Here is a 19,665-nt window from a genome sequence, read left to right as displayed (position 1 = left end):
GGGTGTTTTCGCGTGCGGGCCCTAGCTCCCCCAGTGTCGTTGCTGGAGGACGAATGTTGTGGGTCTGAGCTGGATACTGGCGGCGCAGTTGACGACGGAGCCGATCGGTATGTCGCTGTTGCGGATGACGAGTGTGTTGGTGTCGTCGGCGTCTCTGGTGAGGTTGGTGTCGATTGTTCCGTTGACCGTGCAGGTCCAGCTGGTCCGATACCACGATGGTGCGGTACCGCTAAAGGTATTGGCGGTGAAGGTGAGGTTCTCGCCGGAGAGAAACACCTTCGGCTCTGTCGAGATGGCACTGCCAGCCGGTACCCGCAGTCCGCCGTCATCGGAACCAAACCCGTTGCTGACATTGCCAGTGAACAACGGGCTCCCGCTAGTCGCCTTCGCATCAGACGGCGCATTCACCGTCGTCGTCGCCTTCGTCACCATGAAACCGAAGACAGCGGCGTTCGGAGAGGCAGCTTTGATTGTCTGAGTGATTGTTCCAGGAGACTCCGCGTAGTACAGAATGTTCCCGGATCGGTTGGAAACGAATTGTTGATAGAGCCAGTATGGCCCCTGTTTGAACACGACCGAGCCGCCGCTTGGCCCCGTGCAGGTGACGGTATTCCCTGACGTGCTCGTTGTGGAGTCATCGCAGCCACGCCCCGACCCGCCGTTGAGCACAGCCAGTTTTTTGAGCTGCCGGTCTGACGTGAATGAGACGACCTCCCCCCGTTCCGTCGATTCTGCATCGCCAGTGACCAGCCCATACTTCAAGGTTGAATTCCCGTACGCGTCCCTGACCGAGACATCTGAAATAGTGATAGCGACGCCTGCGGTCGCATCGTTGTTCGAGACGAGTAAAGCGGGCTTCCCAGCCACGGATTTGAAACCAGTGTTGCCGAAACCAGCGGCATAGTGTGTGGGGGTAGCAAGAGCGAAGAAAGTTGCGTTGGTCGAGGAAACGCCGTTGGCTGCCCTGACCTTGATGGTGAAGCTGGCAGTGTATCCGCCGTCCAAAGTGATCGACATCCGCTGGCCCACTTCAGACTTCGCTGCAGAGTCGTCATAGTCCGCCATGTCGAGCCAGCAAATGGTGTCGCGATAGGCGTTGTCACCGGATTGAGCGTACGAGCACCCACTACCGTCTGAACCATCCCAATTGGGATTCTGGGTCACTGTATATGTTCCGTCGGCATTACGAATGATCGTTCCGTTTTGGAAATTCTGGTAAGCACCATTTGCCGGCACCCCAATTTTCGTACTGGACCCACCTACTGGCTCACCGGCAGGGTATCCAAGCCAGCTCCCTTGTGCCCCCAGCGCCCAGTACTTCTCCAAAATCCCCTTGTCGGTAATCGCGACCGAGCTTGTGCGAGTGGCGTACACGGCACCATTTGCAAACAAGGCAGAACATCCACCGGCAGTGAGGCCACAGTTGATGGCTGATGTCTGCTTGCCGAGCAGGCTCGCATCGGACATCGCTCCGGTGTTCGAGTACGCGAGGATCACAGCATCACGAGTGAAAGCATCGTTGCTGATTGACGCGGTGTACCGTCCTGAGCCTACAGACACGTTTCCGTCAGCAGAAACTGCGATGTACCCGTTCTGAAAATCCTGCCAGGTGACATTCCCCTCTGCCCAGAACTGTTGCAGCCCAATCGGGTACCCGAGCCAACCGTTTTCATAGTTCAGGGAGACGTATCGATCCCAGATGGCTCCGTATTCGACCAGCACGCCGACTGACCAGTTATCGGAGGCGTAAATGGCGCCACCTGGACCGTTGGCGGTACCGTAGACGTGCTGGACTTGGCCATTGTCTTTCAGAGAGTACCTGCCGCCGAGGGTGCCGAGACCGTACTCGTCCTTGAGATCCGCGTAGGCGGCGGTGATCTTGTCTCGGCTGGTCTGGACGCTGTTGCTGTCGACGTCACCGATCTCAGTGGCGGAGGCCCCGCTGACCCCGCCGAGAACCAGTGCTGCTGAGAGCAGTGCGACCGCAATCCGTTTAGAGAGTCCCATACCCTCCATTTATGCGGAGGCTAGCTCCCCCAGTGTCGTTGCTGGAGGACGAATGTGGTGGGTCTGAGCTGGATACTGGCGGCGCAGTTGACGACGGAGCCGATCGGAATGTCGCTGTTGCGGACGACGAGTGTGTTGGTGTCGTCGGCGTCTCTGGTGAGGTTGGTATTTTTTTTTTTTGTTCCGTTGACCGTGCAGGTCCAGCTGGTCCGATACCACGATGGTGCGGTACCGCTAAAGGTATTGGCAGTGAAGGTAAGGTTCTCGCCAGAAAGAAACACCTTCGGCTCTGTCGAGATGGCACTGCCAGCCGGTACCCGCAGTCCGCCGTCATCGGAACCAAACCCGTTACTGACATTGCCAGTGAACAACGGGCTCCCGCTAGTCGCCTTCGCATCAGACGGCGCATTCACCGTCGTCGTCGCCTTCGTCACCATGAAACCAAAGGCTGCACTGTTCGGAGTGCCAGCCGTGATCACCTGCTCGATATATGACGGGGCGGTGGCGTAGTAGACGATGTTCCCAGATTTGTTCGTAGCGTATCGCGGGAACGTCCAATACGGGCCGGTAATGTTGCTCCACGAACCACCGCTCTGACCGACGCAGGTGACCGTGCGACCTTCGTCTGAACTGGAGGTGTTGGCGCTCGTGCACCCACGATTGGTGCCGTCATAGAGCGCTGCAATTCTGTTGAGTTTCTTGTCAGATCGCATGGTGACGATTTCGCCTGCTTCGGTCGATTCCGTGTCAGCTGTGACGAATCCATACTGTGTGACGGCGTTGCCGTTCTGATCACGGACGTCGATATTCTCAAGGCGAAGCGTTGTCGGTGTGGCCGAGCCGGGCGAGACTACATTGACAAGGCCCTTCACAGAGGTGAATCCAGTGTTGCCGAAACCCGACGCGTAATATGTGGGCGCTCCGAGTGCATACACGCCGAGATTCTTCCCATCGTTGCCAGACACGCGAAGCGTGAATGTAGCTGTATAGCCTCCGTCAATCTGCAACGTCATCTGCTGTCCGGCAGAAGAGCGAGCTGCCGTTTCGTCGAATTTGGACATATCAATCCAGCAGACCGTATCTCGGTAGCTGCTATCGCCGCCCTGCGCATATGAACAACCGGAGTTGTCCGTCAGGCCGGTGCTGTACGGGGAGCGCGAGACCGTGACGTTGCCGCTGCCGTCGACAGCGATCGAACCGCCTTGGAAGTTGACGTAGGCGCCGTTAACAGGCTTCCCGTGACCTTGCGTTGCGATCATGGTGGGGTACCCCAGATAGCTGTTTTCGTACCCGAGACTTGCGTACTTGTTGAGAATGGCGCGATTGTCGATCGAGCCGGCCGATGCGTCTGAAGCGTAGATGATCCCGCCGGCGAACCATGCATAGCAACCGTTCTGTTTGAGGCCACACGTGATCGGGCTGCTCTGAGCGCCAAGCTGCCCTGTATCTGCGCCAGAGTGCAAATAGAACGTGGAGATCGCGGATCGATTGGAGGCCTCACTTGCCGCAGCCGGGCCAATAGCAACTAGGGCAGGCACGGCAGCTGTAAGCGCAGCCAGTACGAATACGCCAGCACGACGTGCCATCTTGAAGAATTCCAGCCTCATACCCTCCACTTATGCGGAGGACGCGGATCCTGCTGTCCCCGCATAGTCATACACATGAGCGATGTAGCGCGGATCACCCACCCAGAATTCTTGCGAAAAGGGGATCGTGTGTCCCTCCGCAGAAGCGGTGTCACTCTCACCGGCGTGGTGAGCCGCGCGTGCACGACCGCCCTCGCGACTTCCGTGTATCTGGAGGGAGATCCGAGAGGCTACACCGGCTATCTAGTGTATCCGGCCGGTTCCGACGAAGACGGGTATGAGCTAGTCAGCGCTGAGCGAGACCGACCTCCCCTGCCCGACATCCCAGCAATTGATGGATGCGTGCTGGAGCAGCTAGAGCCAGACGGCGCCCGAAGCATTTGGGTGCGCCAGCATGAAAGCTGGAGCAGCGCGGGGACGGTCTGCTCCGACTCGGAACTCGCTGAACGGCTCCGCTACTCGTCCGTCCGTGAACTCGTACCGCGAGAGGTGGTGGCCGCTGAAGTCGCCGAGAAGATACGTGCGTACTCACGTTGGCCGCACCGCGGTTTTGCACGGGAGATCACCGACCTTCTTGAAGCCACCGCGCACAACCACCAGCAAGACAGGAGACAACCATGAGCCCCAAGAACATCACTTACCGCGTGCACCCGAATCCAGCCTCCAGTGACGACCGATCGTCTCAGGACGAGAATGTGGTCGAAGCTCGGTACGACGCGTCCACTGGGCGCCAACTGTTCCGCCTGAGTAACGGGCTCTGGTACGACACCGCCACTGGCGAGCAGGCTGACGGTGCGGCAACCATTGCCGTGCTCTTGACATCCTCCCCACGGCTGAAGCCGGGGGATTCCGGTTGCTTACGCAGCTGAGGTTCGCGTTTCATCGGGACTGCGGCCTTCGCCGATTGCTCGGTTCCAGTCGTCTGATGTCCCTCCATCGCCAGGGCATGTCCTGCCCTGTTGTGTGCCGTGCGTGATTTCCGGGTGTGCCGATGCTCCGGCGTCCAGGATGTTGCGTGCGGCGTTGGTGTCAGCGTTTGCCGTGTGTCCACAGTTGATGCAGGAGAAGACCGCTTGACTTTCGCGGTTGTCTTTTGCGATGTGTCCACAGGCGTTGCAGCGCTGGGAGGTATAGGGGGCGGGCACCTGGGCCACGAGGACGCCCGCACGGTCGGCTTTGTATCTGATCAGGGTCTCGAGTCTGGACAGGGATGCTTGCCGCATGACACGGTTCAGGCCGCGTTTGCGTGCCTGCCCGTTGGGCAGGTACTGGCCTGGACGCAAGGGGTTCGGCACTGGCCGAGTCTTACTGGTCATGCCGGCGATGTTGAGGTCTTCGATGAAGATCGCGTCATAGTCGCGCACGAGGCCGGTCGACCATTTCTGCTGTCGATCGGCGACCGTGCGGCTGGCTTTAGCGGATAGGCGACTGATGGCTCTGGCGTGGGCACGGAATCGTTTCGACATCTGTCCACGGTAGTAGTCTTTGGTGGTCTTGCCCGAGGCTTTGATCGCTCTGGCCTGTGCACGCTGGTGCATGCGCACCAACCGGTCTGCGCGTTTGAGGTCGTTCTTCGGCAGTCTCAGCATGGCCCCGTCGCTGGTGGCCACGGCAACCGCCACGCCCCGGTCGATGCCGACAGCTTTGTGTGTCGGTTGCCGTGTGATTGCCTGTGGGTCGTTGACGAACACGAGCTCTCGTCGATCCCAGTTCACCCGCACGGACGTATACGCACAAACAGGTTCCGAGAGCCTGACATGGATGCGGATCACGAAACTCTCACGCTTCCCCGAGGCCGTGTACTGGCCCGGGTTCTGGCCTGTGATGAACACGATCCCGCTTCTGCGCCCAACCCGTTGGAAACGCGCATTCCTACCGTTGTTATACCAACACGCGAAGATGTCTGGAGAGTGCTTCCGAGACCGGAACCTGGGCATCCTGCCCGGATCCTTGCCCTGCTGCTTCAAAGTCTCACGCCGCTTGACGGCAGCGAACCAATCCTGCCGCTCCAGACGATCTGGGCTCTCCAACACTGCCGTTGGTACCGCTGCCGTCCAGGACTGCGTCAACCTCGACTGCTTCGGGGTCCTCAGATCGGGCTCACCACCGATGGGGACGAGGTTCCCGTCCTTGTCGTATCTGTTGCGACGCGAGCGATGCATGTTGAACCGTGTCCGCCACGCACCGCACAACCACCGCATCAGCTCATCCGGATCACGCGAATACAACCGCTCAGAGCCAGAGTCACCATTATCAGACAGGCCGATGAACGGGCTCGCGCCCTTCACCGACACCCTCGTGACCCTGACCCGCTGACTCACCGAAACCAGTCCTTCTAAATCTCTCTCACCACAGGACTATGCGAGGCACCCTCAACGACCGCATTCCTCCCCACGGCTAAAGCCGGGGGCACCCTGCTCACCCCTCACGGTGGAGGCCAACGACCTGTCCGTGGCAACCGGCATCGTTCCTCTTCCGGATCTCATCAGCGATGCCGGGAATTCGGCGGCAGACGCATAGTCCTGCGACACACCCCTGAGAAAGGCCAACCATGACCCAGAAGACCACCACCGCAACTGTCGAGATCGAAGCCACCCGTGAAGACGGTGCAAGCACCGGCTTCGCCGCAGAGTTCACCTATCCCGAAAACACGGGCTTCGCTGCGATCAGCGCAATCGAGGGACTCAAAGGCAATGAGGACGAGGTCACCAACTTGCTCAGCGAAGTGACGCCCGATGAAATTGCCGCGGAGTTCGGGGTTGACGTCACCCGCCAGTCCGACGGTGCACAGACACATGTCGATGTGCGCATCCTCCTGCGTCACGAGGACTCGGACCTCAACTCCGCACCAGACCAGATCTCGCAGAAGCTGGCAGACTCGGCGCAGTTCGCGCACTACGCGCTGCGAGAAGGTCTCCTGCAGGAGCCTCTGCTGCAGAGCCTGGCTCAGCACGAAGACGCCTCGGTGATCGCGCTGCTGAACCCGCCAGCAGAAGACTGACACTCCCAACAACAGATGCCGCTGCCTCTTCCGCGGCATCTGTTGTTGTGTCCGCCCGCCGGGGTCTCGCATAGTCCTTGGAGACATCGAAGGAGCACCCCATGACCACCTCAAACATCTGGCTCGACATCCCGGAGGCACTGACCAACTCGGGATACACATTTGACACGCCGCTGCGCGTATTTGCAGGAATATGTCTCGCAGTCACCAGTCTCATAATGATCGCCATGGCGCTGCTCCCAGTGGTGCGTCCATATCGCTTTGGCATGGCGGCGGTGGCCGGTTTTGTCGCACTCTCCGCTGCGGTGATTGTGTTCGGCCCGCAGACTGATCAGCATTCCTCGGATGCTACGGCAACCTCTTTCGGAGGACTGCTCTCCGACCAGTATGGTCTGGACTTCGACGACGACCAGCTGCGAACGCTGCTGAGCTCCAACGGGGATGAAATCAACTTCGACGCCGAGTACGCCGTGAGCGACGCCGTCCAGCAGATCGATCTCGACAATAACGTCTCGCACGAATATCGAATCGTCTATGCCGACGGGCACCTGAAGCTCCAGTCCAGGACAACGCCTCTCGGCCAGGACGGGAGTGACTTCGTCGACGTCACCCTCGTCAAAGCCAACCAGCCCGAATAGGCACCGCGCACACATACCTGTCAAGACCTCAACCAAAGGAGCCCTCATGTCCACCACCACAGCCGAACTGTCTCTGAACGCCACCCTCGACGACGGCAGCGAGACTGGAGTCAAGCTGAAGGTCACCTATCCGGAAAACAGCGGCATCTGGGTGCTACGCGTGTTCGACTCACTCGAGAACAACCCGGATCAGGTCAATCAGGTCCTCTCGCAGCTGGACGGAGACTTCGCCATCGACGCCGAGCTCACCGTGCACAGTGATGATGGGCGCTCCTTCGACATCGGCATCCACATCCAGCTCGAATTCGAGGACGCAGATAAGCATGTCGGTGATGACGACCCCTACTCTGACAAGCTCGTACATTCCGCCGCTCTCGCCAAGCACGCCCTGCTGACCGACATGTTCACGCAACCGTTCGTCGAACGATTCGCGCAGACAGGCGACCTGTCGCTGCTGGAGGCCTTCTCGAACGCCGAAGCCGCCGCGGACGATGCGGACTGAGGCTCCCGCCTCATTAAGAAGACCCCCATGACTGAGCAACTGCCGTTCACCCCGAAGGCCGAGCGTCTTCGCCAAGAGCATGCGCGCTTTCTGGAGCAGACGGCAGACCACCGACTGACTGTCATTCGAGAGTCCGGCGTGTATCGACACCTGCGCATGAGTGCGCCGGGCACGGGCATCTGGCACTGGGACATCATCACCTGGCCGGGGTATCTCGCCATCGTCGGTGATGTCGCCGACGGATTCACGTTCGCTCGCGTCACCGACATGCTGGGCTTCTTTAGAACACGCTCCGGCGCGGATGACCCGGACGAAATCGACTACCGATACTGGGCTGAGAAGCTGCAGGGACGACGCAGCGATGGCGTCCAGAAATTCGGCCATGACGACTTCCTCGAAGCTGTGTACGACGATCTGTTTCAGACCAGCTGGGAGACCACCAGCCCGCAGGCTGAGCGCCGGGCGCGCGAAGAAGGCTATGTCGAACTCGCCGACGGTATCGCTGCTCTGCGTGCCCAAATCTGGGAAGACGCTCAACAGGTGAGTGACCCCTACGAGCAGCAGCGCGGATACATAGACTGGCTGGCCGACTACGTCGTCAACGTGCCAACCGTCGTTGCCGATGCACTCACTATTCCGAAGCGCTGGGCTCCGTGGGCCGACGACTACTACGAAATGAGCCTGACTCACTGGAGTAACGACTTCCTCATCGCGTGCTGGGCGATCGCCAAGACCGTGCAGGCCTGGGATGCACATGTCTCTGTGCACGGGGCCACTGACGGCTTCACCGTCACCGCCGACGGGTTCGTACGCAATGAGCGGCTGGCCGGCAATGCGCCCGTCTATGACCTCACCGGCGTAGAGGACGCTGATGCTGACACACTGGCCGACTTGTTCTGGCGCATGGTTCGTGATCCGAACAGGTGCGCGATCCGGCCCTATTTGGAGCTGATACACACGCAGCTCGTCGAACGCCTGAGCGGCGGCAGTGAAGCCGAGCTGCAGCGGATACAGCATGCCTACGAGCTGAATCTGCGGAAAGAATAGCCCCGCTGGGGATGGATGGGTCGGCGTACGTTCCCGCATAGCCATTTACATGAGACTGATCACATTTGACACCGAGACCACCGGCACAGACCCGCAGACGGACCGCATCGTCACCGCGTATGTCGGCATCTACGACTCCGAGCAGGACTCGCACGTGAGCGAAGCGTCCTGGCTGATCGCACCCGAGATACCCATCCCAGACGAAGCAGCCAAGATCCACGGCATCAGTGATGCGCACGCACGCACACACGGCCTCTCCCCGGCGGAAGCGATTCCGGGGATCGTCGGTGAACTCGAGCGGCTCACCTCGGATGGCACACCGCTGGTCGTGTTCAATGCACCGTTCGATCTCACGCTCATTGCCGCGGAGGCTCGCCGTCTGGGGGTTGCGACCGACTGGCTGTCCGAGGTGAATGTCATTGACCCGCTGGTGATTGATCGTGCCTGCTGGCCGAGGCGCCGTGGACATCGACGGTTGACGGATATGAGCGCGACCTATAGCCTGCCGGTGCTGGAGCAGGCACACACCGCGGACGCAGACTGCCTGATGGCAGCACGCCTCGCAATGAAGTTGATCGAGACCTATCGGCTGATTGGCCCGGGCACACCGCGCGAGCTGCATGCGCAGGAGGTGCTCTGGCACCGGGCATGGGCACAACGGTTCCAGGCGTACCTGCGTGCCGGTGGTACCCCGGATGCACAAATCGACCCGGCGTGGCCTGTTCGGGAGTTGGCATGACCAGCGCCGCGCAGTTGTACCGTGCACTGGAACATGACCGAATCCGCGACCCCAACCGAATCACCGGCGCGCTCTTCCACGAGATCGGCTCTCCAATCCCGGGCTCGGCGCGCCGTGCTGATGCGCTCTGGGTTCCCTTCGGTGTGCGCTCGGGAGAGATCGAGGGCTTCGAGATCAAGGTGTCCAAAGCAGATCTGATGCGCGAGCTCGCCGACCCCACGAAGGCGGAATGGGCTGCATTCTGCACCCGCTGGTGGCTGCTGGTTCCAATCGAGCTCGCCGAGGACGCGGCCGACGCCGACCTACCCGTCGGCTGGGGCGTGATGACACCACCGGTGCGCAAAGGCGGCCGAGCCATGCATGTCGTCAAACCGGCCGCCACCGTCACCCCAACCGGCGACCCGGCTGTGGCGTGGGCGAAGCTTCTGAGGCACCGACTCTGGGCTCAGCACGACAGGGACGTCCAGCAGGACTACGACCGCAAGGCGTTTGAGCGGCGGCAGCGCAGCCTCGAAGAGGCCGAGAAACGCCTGCAGGACCAACTGGGCCGCCAACGCACCCCCGCACATGAGGCAGCGCTTGACAGCCTGTCGGCGGCGCTCGAGCAACGGCTGGGGACGTTCTGGTGGAACCGACCGCGCGCAGGAGTCTCATTCGACGACGTCGCCGAGGCAGTGGCTGATCTGCAGACTGCCAGACGAGCCACGGAGACTCTGACCCAGCGGGGCAGCGCCGAAGTCGACAACCTCCGTTGGATGGCCGAGCGGATCGCCGGCATCCTGGCGGCGGCGGATGATCGGGCGGCCTCCCGCGCACATCAGTGATCAACACCGAAGCGAGGAGGGAACCCACCGTGGCACGACACAACCGCACCCCCGGGTTCCACCCGAGCGCGAATCCGAAGTACATCGAGGCCATGCGCGAACTGCGTCGCTCCAATGCAGCGCAGCCGCACACGCCGAAGCCCCAGAGGGGCACCAGAAGCGAACGCGAGCGCGAAGCCATCCGAGATCAGAAACGAGATATGCCTTGACCGAGAGCCGCGGTCTGTTGGCCCCCGCGCACAACGGTGTCATGAGCACGAACAGACAAGCTGAGAAGCCGACCAATACCGTCCCTGCCGCCGACCTCAAACCCGGCGATGTGATCTGGATCGCAAAGGGAACCACTGGGCGGGTCGACCGGGTGGAGCCCGGAGCCAAGACCGTCCTCGTCACGTTCGTGTATCTGACCTGCGCGTTCGCCCCGAATCGCATCGGTGACCCGTGGGAGACCAGACACCGGCTCACTACCCAGATCGCCAAGCTCAGCTGAGGCGATTGAGTGATCTTCGGAGGCAGGTGCCTCCAGGCGTGCTTAGAAGAGAATCTCGTCCGGGCGCCACGCACCCTTAGCGTCCCCGGAATACTGTGCCCACCCGGATGCGTCGTCCCATGGAGCCCTCTCTGGTGCGGTCGGGGCATCCCACCACCATGACTCGTGAGGCGGACGCTTTCCAGGGCGGATCCTGCGGGCTGCCCAACCGAGGACGTGCCCGCTCGGCAGTTCGTAGCTCCACCAGAACGCGGGGTTTTCGCCACGAATCGTGAATCGCCGGTGATCGGAGCCATATTTGGAAGCGAGCTCAGAGATGTCACGGCTCACGTCGAATGGTTCTCGTCCTCCGGTGTTGATCCACTGCATGTACCGGCCTTCAAGGTCGTATCTGACTTGACGAAGTTCCGGCACGCCCCGATCATCCAGCAGACGCCCGTTATCGTCGAAACCCGTCTTGCCTGCGACCTGTCGCTCATGCTCGGATCGAAGCTTCAACGCTACCTTGTCAGATTGAGGCAGCCAGTGTTCAAAAGCGCTGATGGTTAGCACGATCGCCTTCGTTGAATTTACTTTCGTGTCGTAGGCGAGCTCCCGTCCGTGCATGACTCCGTGCCGGGAGAACTGGCCCAGAGACTGGCGCTGTACCACATCCATATTGCAGACCTCGCGCACGACATCGAGGTTTCCGCCCATGCCCGCCAGCGTTTCATCATCGACCGCCGGAATGGGGCTTCGCTTGGTGAAGAAGGCCTTCCCTGTAATGTCGAACGAGAGCCCCTCCACTTGTGCGAACAGGATGGGGATGCTCGCCTCATAAGCGCCCGCCTGGTGGTGAGCGATCGCTTTGTCCACTAAGGCGACGCGTCGCCAGAGGTCAGCTTTGAATGGCCAGTGAGCGTTGCCGCCTCTCCGGAGCCGTTCCGTCCCAATTGTCATCCAGCGGGCATGCTCCCCGTTCCAGACGTCAGTCAGCATCTGATCGAGCTGAGCAGTAGAGGCGCCATTCTCCGCGGCTACCAGTGCGCGCACCGTACCCTCATACGGCCACACCGCGGACATCGCCCATCCCAGCGGAGCGAAGACCTGCATCGCTTCGGCCACATTCACCGAGACGTCCACGGCACTGCTGCGCATGCGTTTCCTTACCTGTGCAGCAATGCGGGCCAGCTCATCATCGGATGTCATCTACTCCCCCGTTCGCGGCAATTCTAATTGACCGCGCACAGGGTACCCACCGAGGAGAAGGACCATCATGACCGAGCATTCAGAACACGACGACCGAACAACCGAGTACGCGCAGAACATCGTCGTGTTTCCGTCCGACCACCTGTCGACGGTTGCGGCCGTAGCCATGGCGTCAACGGTTCGACTGTGTGAGTCCGACATCGACGAGCACCCGTGGAAGAAGTGGTTGGCTGGACCCTTCGCGAAAGTGGTTCGGCGTGTCACCCGGTCGGCGCGCCTTGAAGGGGTCGTCGCCACCGCGGAGCGCCTGCCGTCGAGCATGGTGTGCGTGGGCGAGGCACGTGCGTACGCCTTCGACCCGATGCTTCGCGATGATCTCCCACATGCGGTCTCGCGCCTGCAGGTCAGCGGGCTTGATTTGCGGGAGCGCCCGGGTATTCAGCCACGGCTCGCCCCACAGTGGATCGGCAGAGCACAGGCGAATGCGCCGCTGGTGCTGATCAACGGTCGCGTCGACATGACCACAGGCAAGACCGCAGCGCAGGTCGCCCATGCCGTCATGGGGTGGGCGCTCCGGCTCACTGCCGAGCAACGGCGCCAATGGGTCCTGCGACCGAGCCTGCTGCTCGGAGTCGACGATCTTGAGGCACTTCCGCCGGAGCTCGACCCGGTTCGCATCATTGACGCCGGCCGGACGGAGATCGCACCGGATACAGAGACCGTCCGCGCGTGGCAGGTGGGCGCCGTCGAACTCGAGTACCTGACCACCCGATTCAACAACGTCACCCGTGAGCGCGGTGCACATGTCTCTGGGCGAGCGCAGCCCGGAGACCGAGTCACCTACTTCGACATCGCCAACCAGGACGGCACTGTCTGGGAAGTCGTCGACGTCGACGGCAGTGATTTCGTGCTCATGACGGACGACGGCCGCGTCGAGCACAGCGACCTGCGCCAGACCGGCTGGACGTTCGCCTGAGTCGCTCCGCGCACAGTGCGGGTATGGAAATAGAACCCCTCCCCGGCGAGCTGTGGCTGCGCCGCAAAGACGCACGACAGGTGATCGTTGTCGAGGACCCCGCTGGTCCCTCTCATGGCAGGGCCACCGTCGCCTACAGGGCACTGCCGTCAGGCAGGCTCACCCGCGTGGATGCGACTACGTGGGCGCGGAGGTTCAGCTTCCTTACCCCCGAGCGCTGGTCTTTCGGCGACCGCGAGACGGATCAGCTGCGGGCATTGCTGCTCGGTCGGCGAATCGTTGGTGTCGGTCGGCACGACGCTCGCGCGTGGGGTGAGCAGGACACACTCATTTTGGACAGCGGGGTGGAACTGACCATCCACACCAACAATGGCTGTTCTCACTGCGGGGCTGGTGCGTATTGGATCGACCGAATAGTTCCGTTCGACAATGCCATCACCCGCGTCGAGTTCCCCTGCCGCGACATCAGCGACCTGCCCGGAACCGACGGGGATGAGGAACTGCAGATCACCGTGTACGCCGGCGGGCTCAGCACCCCCGGGGCGGCCGTCCTCACCGTGCACGGCAACGACGACAACGGATACTACGGCACCGGGTTCAGCATCTCCGTTTCGTTGCCGAAGCAGGATTAAGGCGTCCGCGCACAACCTCCCTCAGAGACATACACAGGAGGAGACATCATGGGCTGGACAGGTACACATCGCGATCGGGGCACGACGGATAGGGAGTTCTTCCAACGCGAGTTCGGCGCCGAGCACACCATTCTCGACTGCGCCAGCATCGGCGGTCCCGGTGGCACGTTCTACGCAGCCGTTCAGACCGTCGAGACCGGCGAAGTCTGGGCCTATGTCGCCATGAAGAGCTACGACCGGCGTGACTACAGATAGCGTTGGCGAGAGAGCGGCGTGGTCTTTAGCTGCGCCGATGAATCGCGGGGTTGGCGTTTCGTGGGTCTTGGGTGTGTTCGGATGGTCCGTCCTGGTGCTTGATGTAGTCGAGCACGGTCGCGCTGGACACGTTTCCGGTGGTTGAACACCAGTAGGCTCCGTGCCAGAGCTTGTGGCGTGTCCCCCAGTAGTGGTGTCTGAGGTGTTCAGCTTCGGTATCCCAGAGTCTGGTAGTGGAGATGGCTTTGATCCTGTTCACTAGTGACGAGATGGAGTAGTTGGGGGGTGTCCGGATGGCGAGGTGGATGTGGTTGCCGTGCTCGATCTGCATCGCGAGGATTTTGAATTCGGAGAGTTCTTCGGCTGCTCGGATGGCTTGGTACACGGATTGTTCGATGCCAGCCAGCGCCGGCCGGCGGTACTTGGTGGTGAGGATGAGATGGTATTTCAGCACCGTTTTGGATCCCATGTTGTCACCGCCCTCTGGTACCATGTTATATAGGCGCTTATCATCGTAACATGGCTGGTTTGGAGGTGGTGTCGTATGGTCGCGAAGGCGAGTTCCCCGAAGCATATGAGCGATGCCGCCAGACTGGCCAAGAACGCCCAGATCAAAGCCACTGCCAAGGCAACACGGCTGCGGCGCAGACATATGATCTGCCAAGTCCGTGATCTGAAAATCACGGCTAGTCATTTGAGTGCCACGCAGCGCGAACAGCTGGCGCGTCTGTTCCTGGAAGCGAAATGGCTGCGCAACCACATCATCGGCGCTGAGGATTTCACCCCTGGTGTATTGAAGGAACTTGGTGATCAGGTGCCGGTGGTATTGCCGGGTGGTGTGATCGAACAGCGTGAGTTTCGGGTACTCGGCGGTCAGGCGCGTCAGTCCATTCTCTCTGGCATTGTCGCGAATCTGCGGACACTGTCCAGTCTGAAAAAACGCGGACGCAAGGTCGGACGTCTCAAGTTCACACGTCAGGTCAGTTCCGTCGATCTCAAGCAGTCGGGGTCCACGCACCGAATCGATCGTGCCCGAAACAGGGTGAAGATTCAGAACATCTCCGGGTGGATGCGCGTGCGCGGGCTGCGCCAGTTGCCGGACTCGTCAGAGTTCGCGAACGCGAAACTGGTGCAACGCCCAGATGGGTACCATCTGATGCTGACCACATACACTCCACCTGCCGAAGCCGTTGGCAGGCAGACTCAGAGTTTCCAACCCGGTACCGAGGTTGGGATAGATATGGGTGTGAAAACCCATATCACCTTGTCTACTGGTGACAAGATCGACGCCATGTTCGAAGAAACCGATCGCCTCCGTCGGCTGCGCAGGAAACTCGCCCGGCAGAAAAAGGGATCAGCGAACCGGGCCAAGACTCTTGGACTCATCCGTGTGCAAGCGCAGAAAATCACCCGCCGGAAAGACGACGCCGCGAACAAGATTGTTCACGAGCTCCTCAAAAACGAGCGGGTGTACATCCAGGACGAATCCCTCGCAACCTGGAAGAGACGTAGCGGGCGCGCCCGCGGTGGAAAACGTCTCCAAGTGTCAGTGCTCGGCCGGGTCAAACAGGCCCTCGTCGCACACGAACGCGTCACCGTGCTCGACAAATGGGCCGCGACCACCGCGACCTGCGTATGTGGGCACAAAACGAAACACGACCCCAGCCAGCGCACCTTCACATGCGCGGCCTGTGGGTACACGGCCGACCGTGACATCCACGCGGCCAGAAACATGATCCGGCTCGCCAACATGGCAACCGGAATTACCAGTACGGAACATACTGGAACTCCTGCGGAGGCCCAAGTAAGACCAGCAGCGACAATGAACTTCACGTTCCTTGACACTACTGGCACACGGCCAATGAAACAGGAAGCGGCGACGTCTTCAGCGTCGCCGTAGTTCACTGCAACTTCCTGTACAAAGACATGGACGAGACCTCCGGCCCGTACCAGAGCGAATGTCCGACTCGGATTCTCGATCTTCTCACCGACACCGACGACGAGCAGGCTCGTCAATGGCGTGCTCGGTGCCGACAGTACGCACAGCTGAAGACGGTCGCACACACTGCACATCGGATCACCGTCGCCGAACCGCTCAGATTCCAGCGAATCGGGCTGGTGGCCCATTTCCGCCATGTCGGCAGGCGCTGGTATGACGCGACCACCGGCATCCGGTTGAGTGTCTCCGATCAGGTGGTGCTGTCACGGAAGGTGATCGCTGCCGTCGACAGTAGCGGCGCCGATCTGCCCGTTCCGGCTCTCAGCTGAGCATGAGATACCCGTCACCGCTGCGCTACCCCGGTGGGAAGGCCAAGATCGCACCTGTGTTGGCCGAGCTGTTCTGGCAGGCGCCCGCAGACATGTGCGAAGTCTGGCTGGAGCCGTTCGCCGGTGGGGCTGGTGCTGCCATATCCGCCGTGACCAAACTCGGCATTCCCGAAGCGTGGCTGGTCGAAGCGAACCCGGCGCTGCGCGCGTTCTGGAGAGTGATCCTCTCACCAGACGGGAACGCTCTCTGCGAGCGCGTCGGATAGACGGAGCCGTCCCTCGAGCTGTTCTATCACTGCCGAGAGCTGGTGGAGCGATCGTATGGGGACGCCGAAGTCGATCAATTCGAGCTCGCGTACGCGGCGTTCGTCGTCAACAGGTGCAGCTTCTCCGGCATCGTGGCCGGCACTTCCGGGGCGATCGGCGGCACCCGGCAGAACGGTACCAACACAGTCGCTTCGCGCTTCAATCCCAGTAGCCTGGAGCAGCGCCTGCGCGTTGTGCATGAGCTGCGGACACGCCTGCGCATCCTTGACGCCGAAGATGGTGTGGCGTGTATCGAGGAGCTTGATACGGCAGGACTCGCCCGGGACGTGTTCGTGTTCTGCGATCCGCCGTATGTCGAAGACGCGCCCAGGCTGTACGAGCGCTCGTTCGAGACCGAAGATCACCGCCGCCTTGCACAGGCACTACGGAGACTGTCCGGATCGTGGGCGCTCACTTACGACGATCACCCGCTTGTGCGTGAACTCTACGACGGGATGCGCGTGTCCGCCCTGCCGATGCCACATCGAGCCGGCCGGGCGCACGAAGACGTGGAGCTGCTGATCACGCCGCGTTGAGGCGCTAGGTAGGCCGATGCTGGAGTGAGTCGCTGCCTACAGCGCCTCAGGGGGATGAGGTTTCACCCCAGCATCGACTCATCAAGACTACCCGATTATGCGTGTGTGCTCAGAGCCCGACCTCGGACGCGAACGCTTCCGGGGAGACGATCCGGATGCCGAGCGTGTTCGCCTTCACCCATTTCGACGAGCCTTCCTCCCCGCAGACGAGCAGGCTGGTGTTCTTCGACACCGACCCGGAAGCCTTCCCGCCCAACGACTCGATGAGTTCGTTCATCTCGTTGCGGGAACGACCCGCGAGCGGCCCGGTCATGGCGCCGGTGACCACGACGGTCATCCCGGCGAGCGGCTGAGAGGCAGCGTCAGTTGCTGCTGTGGGGTCCTCCCCCATGTTGACACCTGCAGCGGAGAGCTTGGCGATCACGTCCGTCAGTCGTTCGAGCCCTTCGCGGAACAGTCGGACTCGCTCCGGCCCCACACCCTCCACCTCGAGCAGGTCGGTTTCGGACGCTGCCTGCAAAGCCTCCATGGTGTGGAAGTGTGCGGCGAGACGGCGACCGAACGTGCGCCCGGATTTGCGAATACCGAGCGCGGTGATCACCCGCGCAAGCGGTTTCACCTTCGCACGTTCGATCTCGGCGACGATCTTGACGGCGTTCTTCTCCCCGAGGAACCGTCCTCGGCTGAGTCTGAGACCAGCGAGGTCGTCCTCCTGCAGAAAGAACAGATCTCCGATGTCGTCGACCAGATTTGCGTCAACAAGGGCGGCAGCGATCTCGCCGCCGATACCCTCGATGTCGAAGCAGTCTCGACTGACCGCGTAGCTGATCCACGACCCCAGCGAATCGGACGGATCAGTCGAACGCCAGATCACCTCGGAGGTGTCCAGTGCACTGTTCGAGACAGGGGACACACGCTCCGGTTCGTACACCTGCTCTGCCCCGGAGCGCAGCGCGGGAAACGACCGCTCGATACGAGGGATGACGTCGTTGGCCTTGTACACCTCCACATGGTCGCCGATGCGGATGTCACGGGAGCGGATGTAGTCAAAGTTGTGCAGTGTGGCTCGACCGATTGTCGACCCGTCCACAGTCACCGGGTCGAACACCCCGGTGAAGCTGATGTTGCCCGTGCGCCCGACACCCATGACGATGTCTCGAAGCACCGTAGTCGCCGAGGTGGCCTCGTACTTGTACGCCATGGCCCAGCGCGGCGCGCGTGACGTGTGCCCGAGATGTTCGCGGAGCCCGGCGTCGACCGTTTTCAGCACTATCCCATCCGTCGGATACGGGTAGTCTTCGGATGTGCGTTCGGTACCGAAGCGCTCCAGGCGCTCGAGCAGGGCGTCGGCGTCGGCGAAGCAGGCTTCGACCATGAGATCCACTGACCTAATCAGCCCCGGCAGAGCGGGTGCGTCAGCCGTTGTCCCCGGCACGTCATAGGTGATAAACGTCGCGTCGGAGACATAGTCGAGTGCAGACGCGCGAACCGTCCCGGCGATCGCGTTGCGTGGGTTGGCGAACGCTGCATGACCGGCACGCACACGTCTCATATTCGTAGCGAGGAAGTCCTTGTGGCTCATCAGCAGTTCACCGCGAATCTCGGCAACGCCGTCGAGGGCATGTGGCAACCCGGTCACCTGCAGTGCACGCACGCGTGCAGTGATGTCCTCCCCCGTGTGCCCATCGCCGCGAGTGGAGACCCGGACCAGATGCCCGTCAGCGTACTCGGCACACACCGCGAGACCATCCAGTTTCGGCTCCAACTGCACGAGTGAACCAGCAGCGGTGATCCGCTGAACGAACGCCCGCACGGCAGCAAGATCTTTGACCTTGTCCAGCGAGAGCATCGGCCTCTCATGGGTGACGTCACCCCCGTCGCCGCCGGGACGGGTGAACAGATCATGTTGGATTACCGACTCGGGATGCGCCGCTTCGAAAGCCTGTATCGCCTCCAGTAGGGCGTCGAACTCGGAATCTGTGATGATCGGTTCGGCCTCGCAGTAATAGGCTGCGCTCGCACGGCGCGCCAAATCCACATCGTGCTCGTATTGTGTCTCGTCTGCCGACATCACGGTCTCCTTATTCACTGAAAATCCTCGTCATCCCAACGAGCGAAGATCACGTCGCGGCTGAACCCACCGTCCGAGCGAACGATACTGTACCGCACCGACGTCGCACCGCTGAGCCCCGTCGCCGCCGAGTCGCCGACGACCGCGACCCGAGCCGTCGCATACACGAACCCCTCCCGGTAGCCCTTGGCCGCCATGGTCTGCCGACGGCGCTCAGCCTTCCGCGCACGAGAGCGGCTGACGAGCCCCTCGGATGAGCCGTACGGGTCGTCCGTGGACAGCAGCAGCCACGCATTGCCGTACTGGGTGCGTATCAGCTTCGCCGGTACCAACTCGCCAGTCAGATCGAACAGAGCCGGGAACGCCCAACGACCGCCATGTTCAGCCAGCAGAGCTTCCTCACGCTCCCGCTGGGCAGCCAGCCCATTCGCCCATTGCGAGACGAACCCGTCCGTGTCTGATCGTTCGATCGATTCCGCACGCAGCGCCTCGTGACGCTCCGCTGCATCCGTGTGCTTGCTGACCTGTTTTTCATTGCTCATACCCACCATGTGCGCGGGCGGGTTCACAACGAGAGCATCTGACTGGCAGGCACTGCA

The 19,665-nt window shown here is 61.4% G+C and carries 22 protein-coding genes; 15 read left to right on the top strand and 7 right to left on the bottom strand.

From position 1 onward, the window contains the following. Positions 1-21: 21 nt before the first annotated feature. Together G557_RS0106750 and G557_RS0106745 are read right to left on the bottom strand one after the other, a co-directional pair. A complete protein-coding gene (locus tag G557_RS0106750; RefSeq protein ID WP_028245446.1) occupies positions 22-2,007 on the bottom strand; it encodes an LGFP repeat-containing protein in 1,986 nt (661 codons plus the stop codon). Between the two features lie 20 nt (positions 2,008-2,027). Further along, a complete protein-coding gene (locus tag G557_RS0106745) occupies positions 2,028-3,614 on the bottom strand; it encodes an LGFP repeat-containing protein (protein ID WP_028245445.1) in 1,587 nt (528 codons plus the stop codon). Between the two features lie 596 nt (positions 3,615-4,210). Here G557_RS0106745 and G557_RS0106735 point away from each other — a divergent pair. Continuing rightward, positions 4,211-4,462 carry a hypothetical protein gene (locus G557_RS0106735; protein WP_028245443.1) on the top strand — a complete coding sequence of 84 codons (252 nt, stop codon included), beginning with the start codon at positions 4,211-4,213 and terminating at the stop codon, positions 4,460-4,462. Here the strand turns inward: G557_RS0106735 and G557_RS13395 are convergent. Further along, on the bottom strand, positions 4,451-5,755 hold the full coding sequence (locus G557_RS13395) for an RNA-guided endonuclease InsQ/TnpB family protein (protein ID WP_281167723.1): 1,305 nt from the start codon (positions 5,753-5,755) through the stop codon (positions 4,451-4,453). The genes G557_RS0106735 and G557_RS13395 overlap by 12 nt on opposite strands. Before the next feature lie 389 nt (positions 5,756-6,144). Here G557_RS13395 and G557_RS0106725 point away from each other — a divergent pair, with 389 nt between their 5' ends. The 7 genes from G557_RS0106725 to G557_RS0106690 all read left to right on the top strand — a co-directional run bounded on the left by G557_RS0106725 (position 6,145) and on the right by G557_RS0106690 (position 10,834). Further along, entirely contained in the window at positions 6,145-6,594 is a 450-nt protein-coding gene (locus G557_RS0106725) for a hypothetical protein (protein WP_028245442.1), read from the top strand. Between the two features lie 101 nt (positions 6,595-6,695). Beyond that, the gene (locus G557_RS0106720) at positions 6,696-7,232 is read left to right on the top strand and encodes a hypothetical protein (protein WP_028245441.1); all 537 of its coding nucleotides are present in this window, start codon (positions 6,696-6,698) and stop codon (positions 7,230-7,232) included. 46 nt (positions 7,233-7,278) lie between these two features. Continuing rightward, positions 7,279-7,734 carry a hypothetical protein gene (locus G557_RS0106715; RefSeq protein WP_028245440.1) on the top strand — a complete coding sequence of 152 codons (456 nt, stop codon included), beginning with the start codon at positions 7,279-7,281 and terminating at the stop codon, positions 7,732-7,734. A 27-nt stretch (positions 7,735-7,761) separates the two neighbouring features. Then, positions 7,762-8,781: a hypothetical protein gene (locus G557_RS13390; RefSeq protein ID WP_051224795.1), complete on the top strand. Its 1,020-nt coding sequence runs from the start codon at positions 7,762-7,764 to the stop codon at positions 8,779-8,781. Between the two features lie 49 nt (positions 8,782-8,830). Continuing rightward, entirely contained in the window at positions 8,831-9,520 is a 690-nt protein-coding gene (locus G557_RS0106705) for an exonuclease domain-containing protein (protein ID WP_036961723.1), read from the top strand. After that, positions 9,517-10,344 (top strand): hypothetical protein, encoded by an 828-nt coding sequence (locus tag G557_RS0106700; RefSeq protein ID WP_028245438.1) that lies wholly within the window; start codon positions 9,517-9,519, stop codon positions 10,342-10,344. The genes G557_RS0106705 and G557_RS0106700 overlap by 4 nt, the downstream gene beginning before the upstream one ends. Before the next feature lie 250 nt (positions 10,345-10,594). Further along, positions 10,595-10,834 (top strand): hypothetical protein, encoded by a 240-nt coding sequence (locus G557_RS0106690; protein WP_156877116.1) that lies wholly within the window; start codon positions 10,595-10,597, stop codon positions 10,832-10,834. A gap of 42 nt (positions 10,835-10,876) precedes the next feature. On the opposite strand, the gene G557_RS13385 is transcribed toward G557_RS0106690, so the two are convergent. After that, positions 10,877-12,022: a hypothetical protein gene (locus tag G557_RS13385; protein ID WP_156877115.1), complete on the bottom strand. Its 1,146-nt coding sequence runs from the start codon at positions 12,020-12,022 to the stop codon at positions 10,877-10,879. A 67-nt stretch (positions 12,023-12,089) separates the two neighbouring features. On the opposite strand from G557_RS13385, the gene G557_RS13380 reads away from it, so the two are divergent. Genes G557_RS13380 through G557_RS0106670 form a run of 3 tightly spaced genes read left to right on the top strand, consistent with a single transcriptional unit; the run spans position 12,090 to position 13,885 of the window. Next, the gene (locus tag G557_RS13380) at positions 12,090-12,998 is read left to right on the top strand and encodes a peptidyl-tRNA hydrolase (protein WP_051224791.1); all 909 of its coding nucleotides are present in this window, start codon (positions 12,090-12,092) and stop codon (positions 12,996-12,998) included. Between the two features lie 23 nt (positions 12,999-13,021). Further along, positions 13,022-13,630: a DUF7448 domain-containing protein gene (locus G557_RS0106675; RefSeq protein WP_028245436.1), complete on the top strand. Its 609-nt coding sequence runs from the start codon at positions 13,022-13,024 to the stop codon at positions 13,628-13,630. A 48-nt stretch (positions 13,631-13,678) separates the two neighbouring features. Then, positions 13,679-13,885 (top strand): hypothetical protein, encoded by a 207-nt coding sequence (locus G557_RS0106670; RefSeq protein ID WP_028245435.1) that lies wholly within the window; start codon positions 13,679-13,681, stop codon positions 13,883-13,885. Positions 13,886-13,910: 25 nt separating this feature from the next. On the opposite strand, the gene tnpA is transcribed toward G557_RS0106670, so the two are convergent. After that, a complete protein-coding gene (gene tnpA, locus G557_RS12195; RefSeq protein WP_051224788.1) occupies positions 13,911-14,354 on the bottom strand; it encodes an IS200/IS605 family transposase in 444 nt (147 codons plus the stop codon). A gap of 75 nt (positions 14,355-14,429) precedes the next feature. Here tnpA and G557_RS12190 point away from each other — a divergent pair, with 75 nt between their 5' ends. The 4 genes from G557_RS12190 to G557_RS12180 are packed head-to-tail and all read left to right on the top strand — an operon-like array spanning position 14,430 to position 16,995. Further along, positions 14,430-15,785 carry an RNA-guided endonuclease InsQ/TnpB family protein gene (locus G557_RS12190; protein WP_051224786.1) on the top strand — a complete coding sequence of 452 codons (1,356 nt, stop codon included), beginning with the start codon at positions 14,430-14,432 and terminating at the stop codon, positions 15,783-15,785. Positions 15,786-15,811: 26 nt separating this feature from the next. Beyond that, positions 15,812-16,153, top strand: coding sequence for a DUF6927 domain-containing protein (locus G557_RS13375; RefSeq protein WP_028245434.1), 342 nt, complete (start codon positions 15,812-15,814; stop codon positions 16,151-16,153). A gap of 2 nt (positions 16,154-16,155) precedes the next feature. Further along, the gene (locus G557_RS0106650; protein WP_028245433.1) at positions 16,156-16,419 is read left to right on the top strand and encodes a DNA adenine methylase; all 264 of its coding nucleotides are present in this window, start codon (positions 16,156-16,158) and stop codon (positions 16,417-16,419) included. A gap of 42 nt (positions 16,420-16,461) precedes the next feature. Then, positions 16,462-16,995: a DNA adenine methylase gene (locus G557_RS12180; RefSeq protein ID WP_051224784.1), complete on the top strand. Its 534-nt coding sequence runs from the start codon at positions 16,462-16,464 to the stop codon at positions 16,993-16,995. Between the two features lie 109 nt (positions 16,996-17,104). On the opposite strand, the gene ligA is transcribed toward G557_RS12180, so the two are convergent. Together ligA and G557_RS0106635 are read right to left on the bottom strand one after the other, a co-directional pair. After that, positions 17,105-19,066: an NAD-dependent DNA ligase LigA gene (gene ligA, locus G557_RS0106640; RefSeq protein ID WP_036961719.1), complete on the bottom strand. Its 1,962-nt coding sequence runs from the start codon at positions 19,064-19,066 to the stop codon at positions 17,105-17,107. 14 nt (positions 19,067-19,080) lie between these two features. Beyond that, complete coding sequence (locus tag G557_RS0106635; protein WP_156877111.1) at positions 19,081-19,608, bottom strand: hypothetical protein; 528 nt, start codon at positions 19,606-19,608, stop codon at positions 19,081-19,083. Between the last annotated feature and the right edge of the window lie 57 nt (positions 19,609-19,665).

The sequence above is a fragment of the Pseudoclavibacter soli DSM 23366 genome, assembly GCF_000423505.1.
Taxonomy (GTDB): domain Bacteria; phylum Actinomycetota; class Actinomycetes; order Actinomycetales; family Microbacteriaceae; genus Pseudoclavibacter_A; species Pseudoclavibacter_A soli.
The sequence above is the reverse complement of the archived record's forward strand: the minus strand, read 5'-3'. Positions and strand labels throughout refer to the sequence as shown.

What these genes read in the sequence shown, in the direction of transcription:
- G557_RS0106750 (WP_028245446.1), bottom strand. Translation starts at nt 2,007, where the DNA reads ATGGGACTCTCTAAACGGATTGCGGTCGCACTGCTCTCAGCAGCACTG.
- G557_RS0106745 (WP_028245445.1), bottom strand. Translation starts at nt 3,614, where the DNA reads ATGAGGCTGGAATTCTTCAAGATGGCACGTCGTGCTGGCGTATTCGTA.
- G557_RS0106735 (WP_028245443.1), top strand. Translation starts at nt 4,211, where the DNA reads ATGAGCCCCAAGAACATCACTTACCGCGTGCACCCGAATCCAGCCTCC.
- G557_RS13395 (WP_281167723.1), bottom strand. Translation starts at nt 5,755, where the DNA reads ATGCATCGCTCGCGTCGCAACAGATACGACAAGGACGGGAACCTCGTC.
- G557_RS0106725 (WP_028245442.1), top strand. Translation starts at nt 6,145, where the DNA reads ATGACCCAGAAGACCACCACCGCAACTGTCGAGATCGAAGCCACCCGT.
- G557_RS0106720 (WP_028245441.1), top strand. Translation starts at nt 6,696, where the DNA reads ATGACCACCTCAAACATCTGGCTCGACATCCCGGAGGCACTGACCAAC.
- G557_RS0106715 (WP_028245440.1), top strand. Translation starts at nt 7,279, where the DNA reads ATGTCCACCACCACAGCCGAACTGTCTCTGAACGCCACCCTCGACGAC.
- G557_RS13390 (WP_051224795.1), top strand. Translation starts at nt 7,762, where the DNA reads ATGACTGAGCAACTGCCGTTCACCCCGAAGGCCGAGCGTCTTCGCCAA.
- G557_RS0106705 (WP_036961723.1), top strand. Translation starts at nt 8,831, where the DNA reads ATGAGACTGATCACATTTGACACCGAGACCACCGGCACAGACCCGCAG.
- G557_RS0106700 (WP_028245438.1), top strand. Translation starts at nt 9,517, where the DNA reads ATGACCAGCGCCGCGCAGTTGTACCGTGCACTGGAACATGACCGAATC.
- G557_RS0106690 (WP_156877116.1), top strand. Translation starts at nt 10,595, where the DNA reads ATGAGCACGAACAGACAAGCTGAGAAGCCGACCAATACCGTCCCTGCC.
- G557_RS13385 (WP_156877115.1), bottom strand. Translation starts at nt 12,022, where the DNA reads ATGACATCCGATGATGAGCTGGCCCGCATTGCTGCACAGGTAAGGAAA.
- G557_RS13380 (WP_051224791.1), top strand. Translation starts at nt 12,090, where the DNA reads ATGACCGAGCATTCAGAACACGACGACCGAACAACCGAGTACGCGCAG.
- G557_RS0106675 (WP_028245436.1), top strand. Translation starts at nt 13,022, where the DNA reads ATGGAAATAGAACCCCTCCCCGGCGAGCTGTGGCTGCGCCGCAAAGAC.
- G557_RS0106670 (WP_028245435.1), top strand. Translation starts at nt 13,679, where the DNA reads ATGGGCTGGACAGGTACACATCGCGATCGGGGCACGACGGATAGGGAG.
- tnpA (WP_051224788.1), bottom strand. Translation starts at nt 14,354, where the DNA reads ATGGGATCCAAAACGGTGCTGAAATACCATCTCATCCTCACCACCAAG.
- G557_RS12190 (WP_051224786.1), top strand. Translation starts at nt 14,430, where the DNA reads ATGGTCGCGAAGGCGAGTTCCCCGAAGCATATGAGCGATGCCGCCAGA.
- G557_RS13375 (WP_028245434.1), top strand. Translation starts at nt 15,812, where the DNA reads ATGGACGAGACCTCCGGCCCGTACCAGAGCGAATGTCCGACTCGGATT.
- G557_RS0106650 (WP_028245433.1), top strand. Translation starts at nt 16,156, where the DNA reads ATGAGATACCCGTCACCGCTGCGCTACCCCGGTGGGAAGGCCAAGATC.
- ligA (WP_036961719.1), bottom strand. Translation starts at nt 19,066, where the DNA reads ATGTCGGCAGACGAGACACAATACGAGCACGATGTGGATTTGGCGCGC.
- G557_RS0106635 (WP_156877111.1), bottom strand. Translation starts at nt 19,608, where the DNA reads ATGAGCAATGAAAAACAGGTCAGCAAGCACACGGATGCAGCGGAGCGT.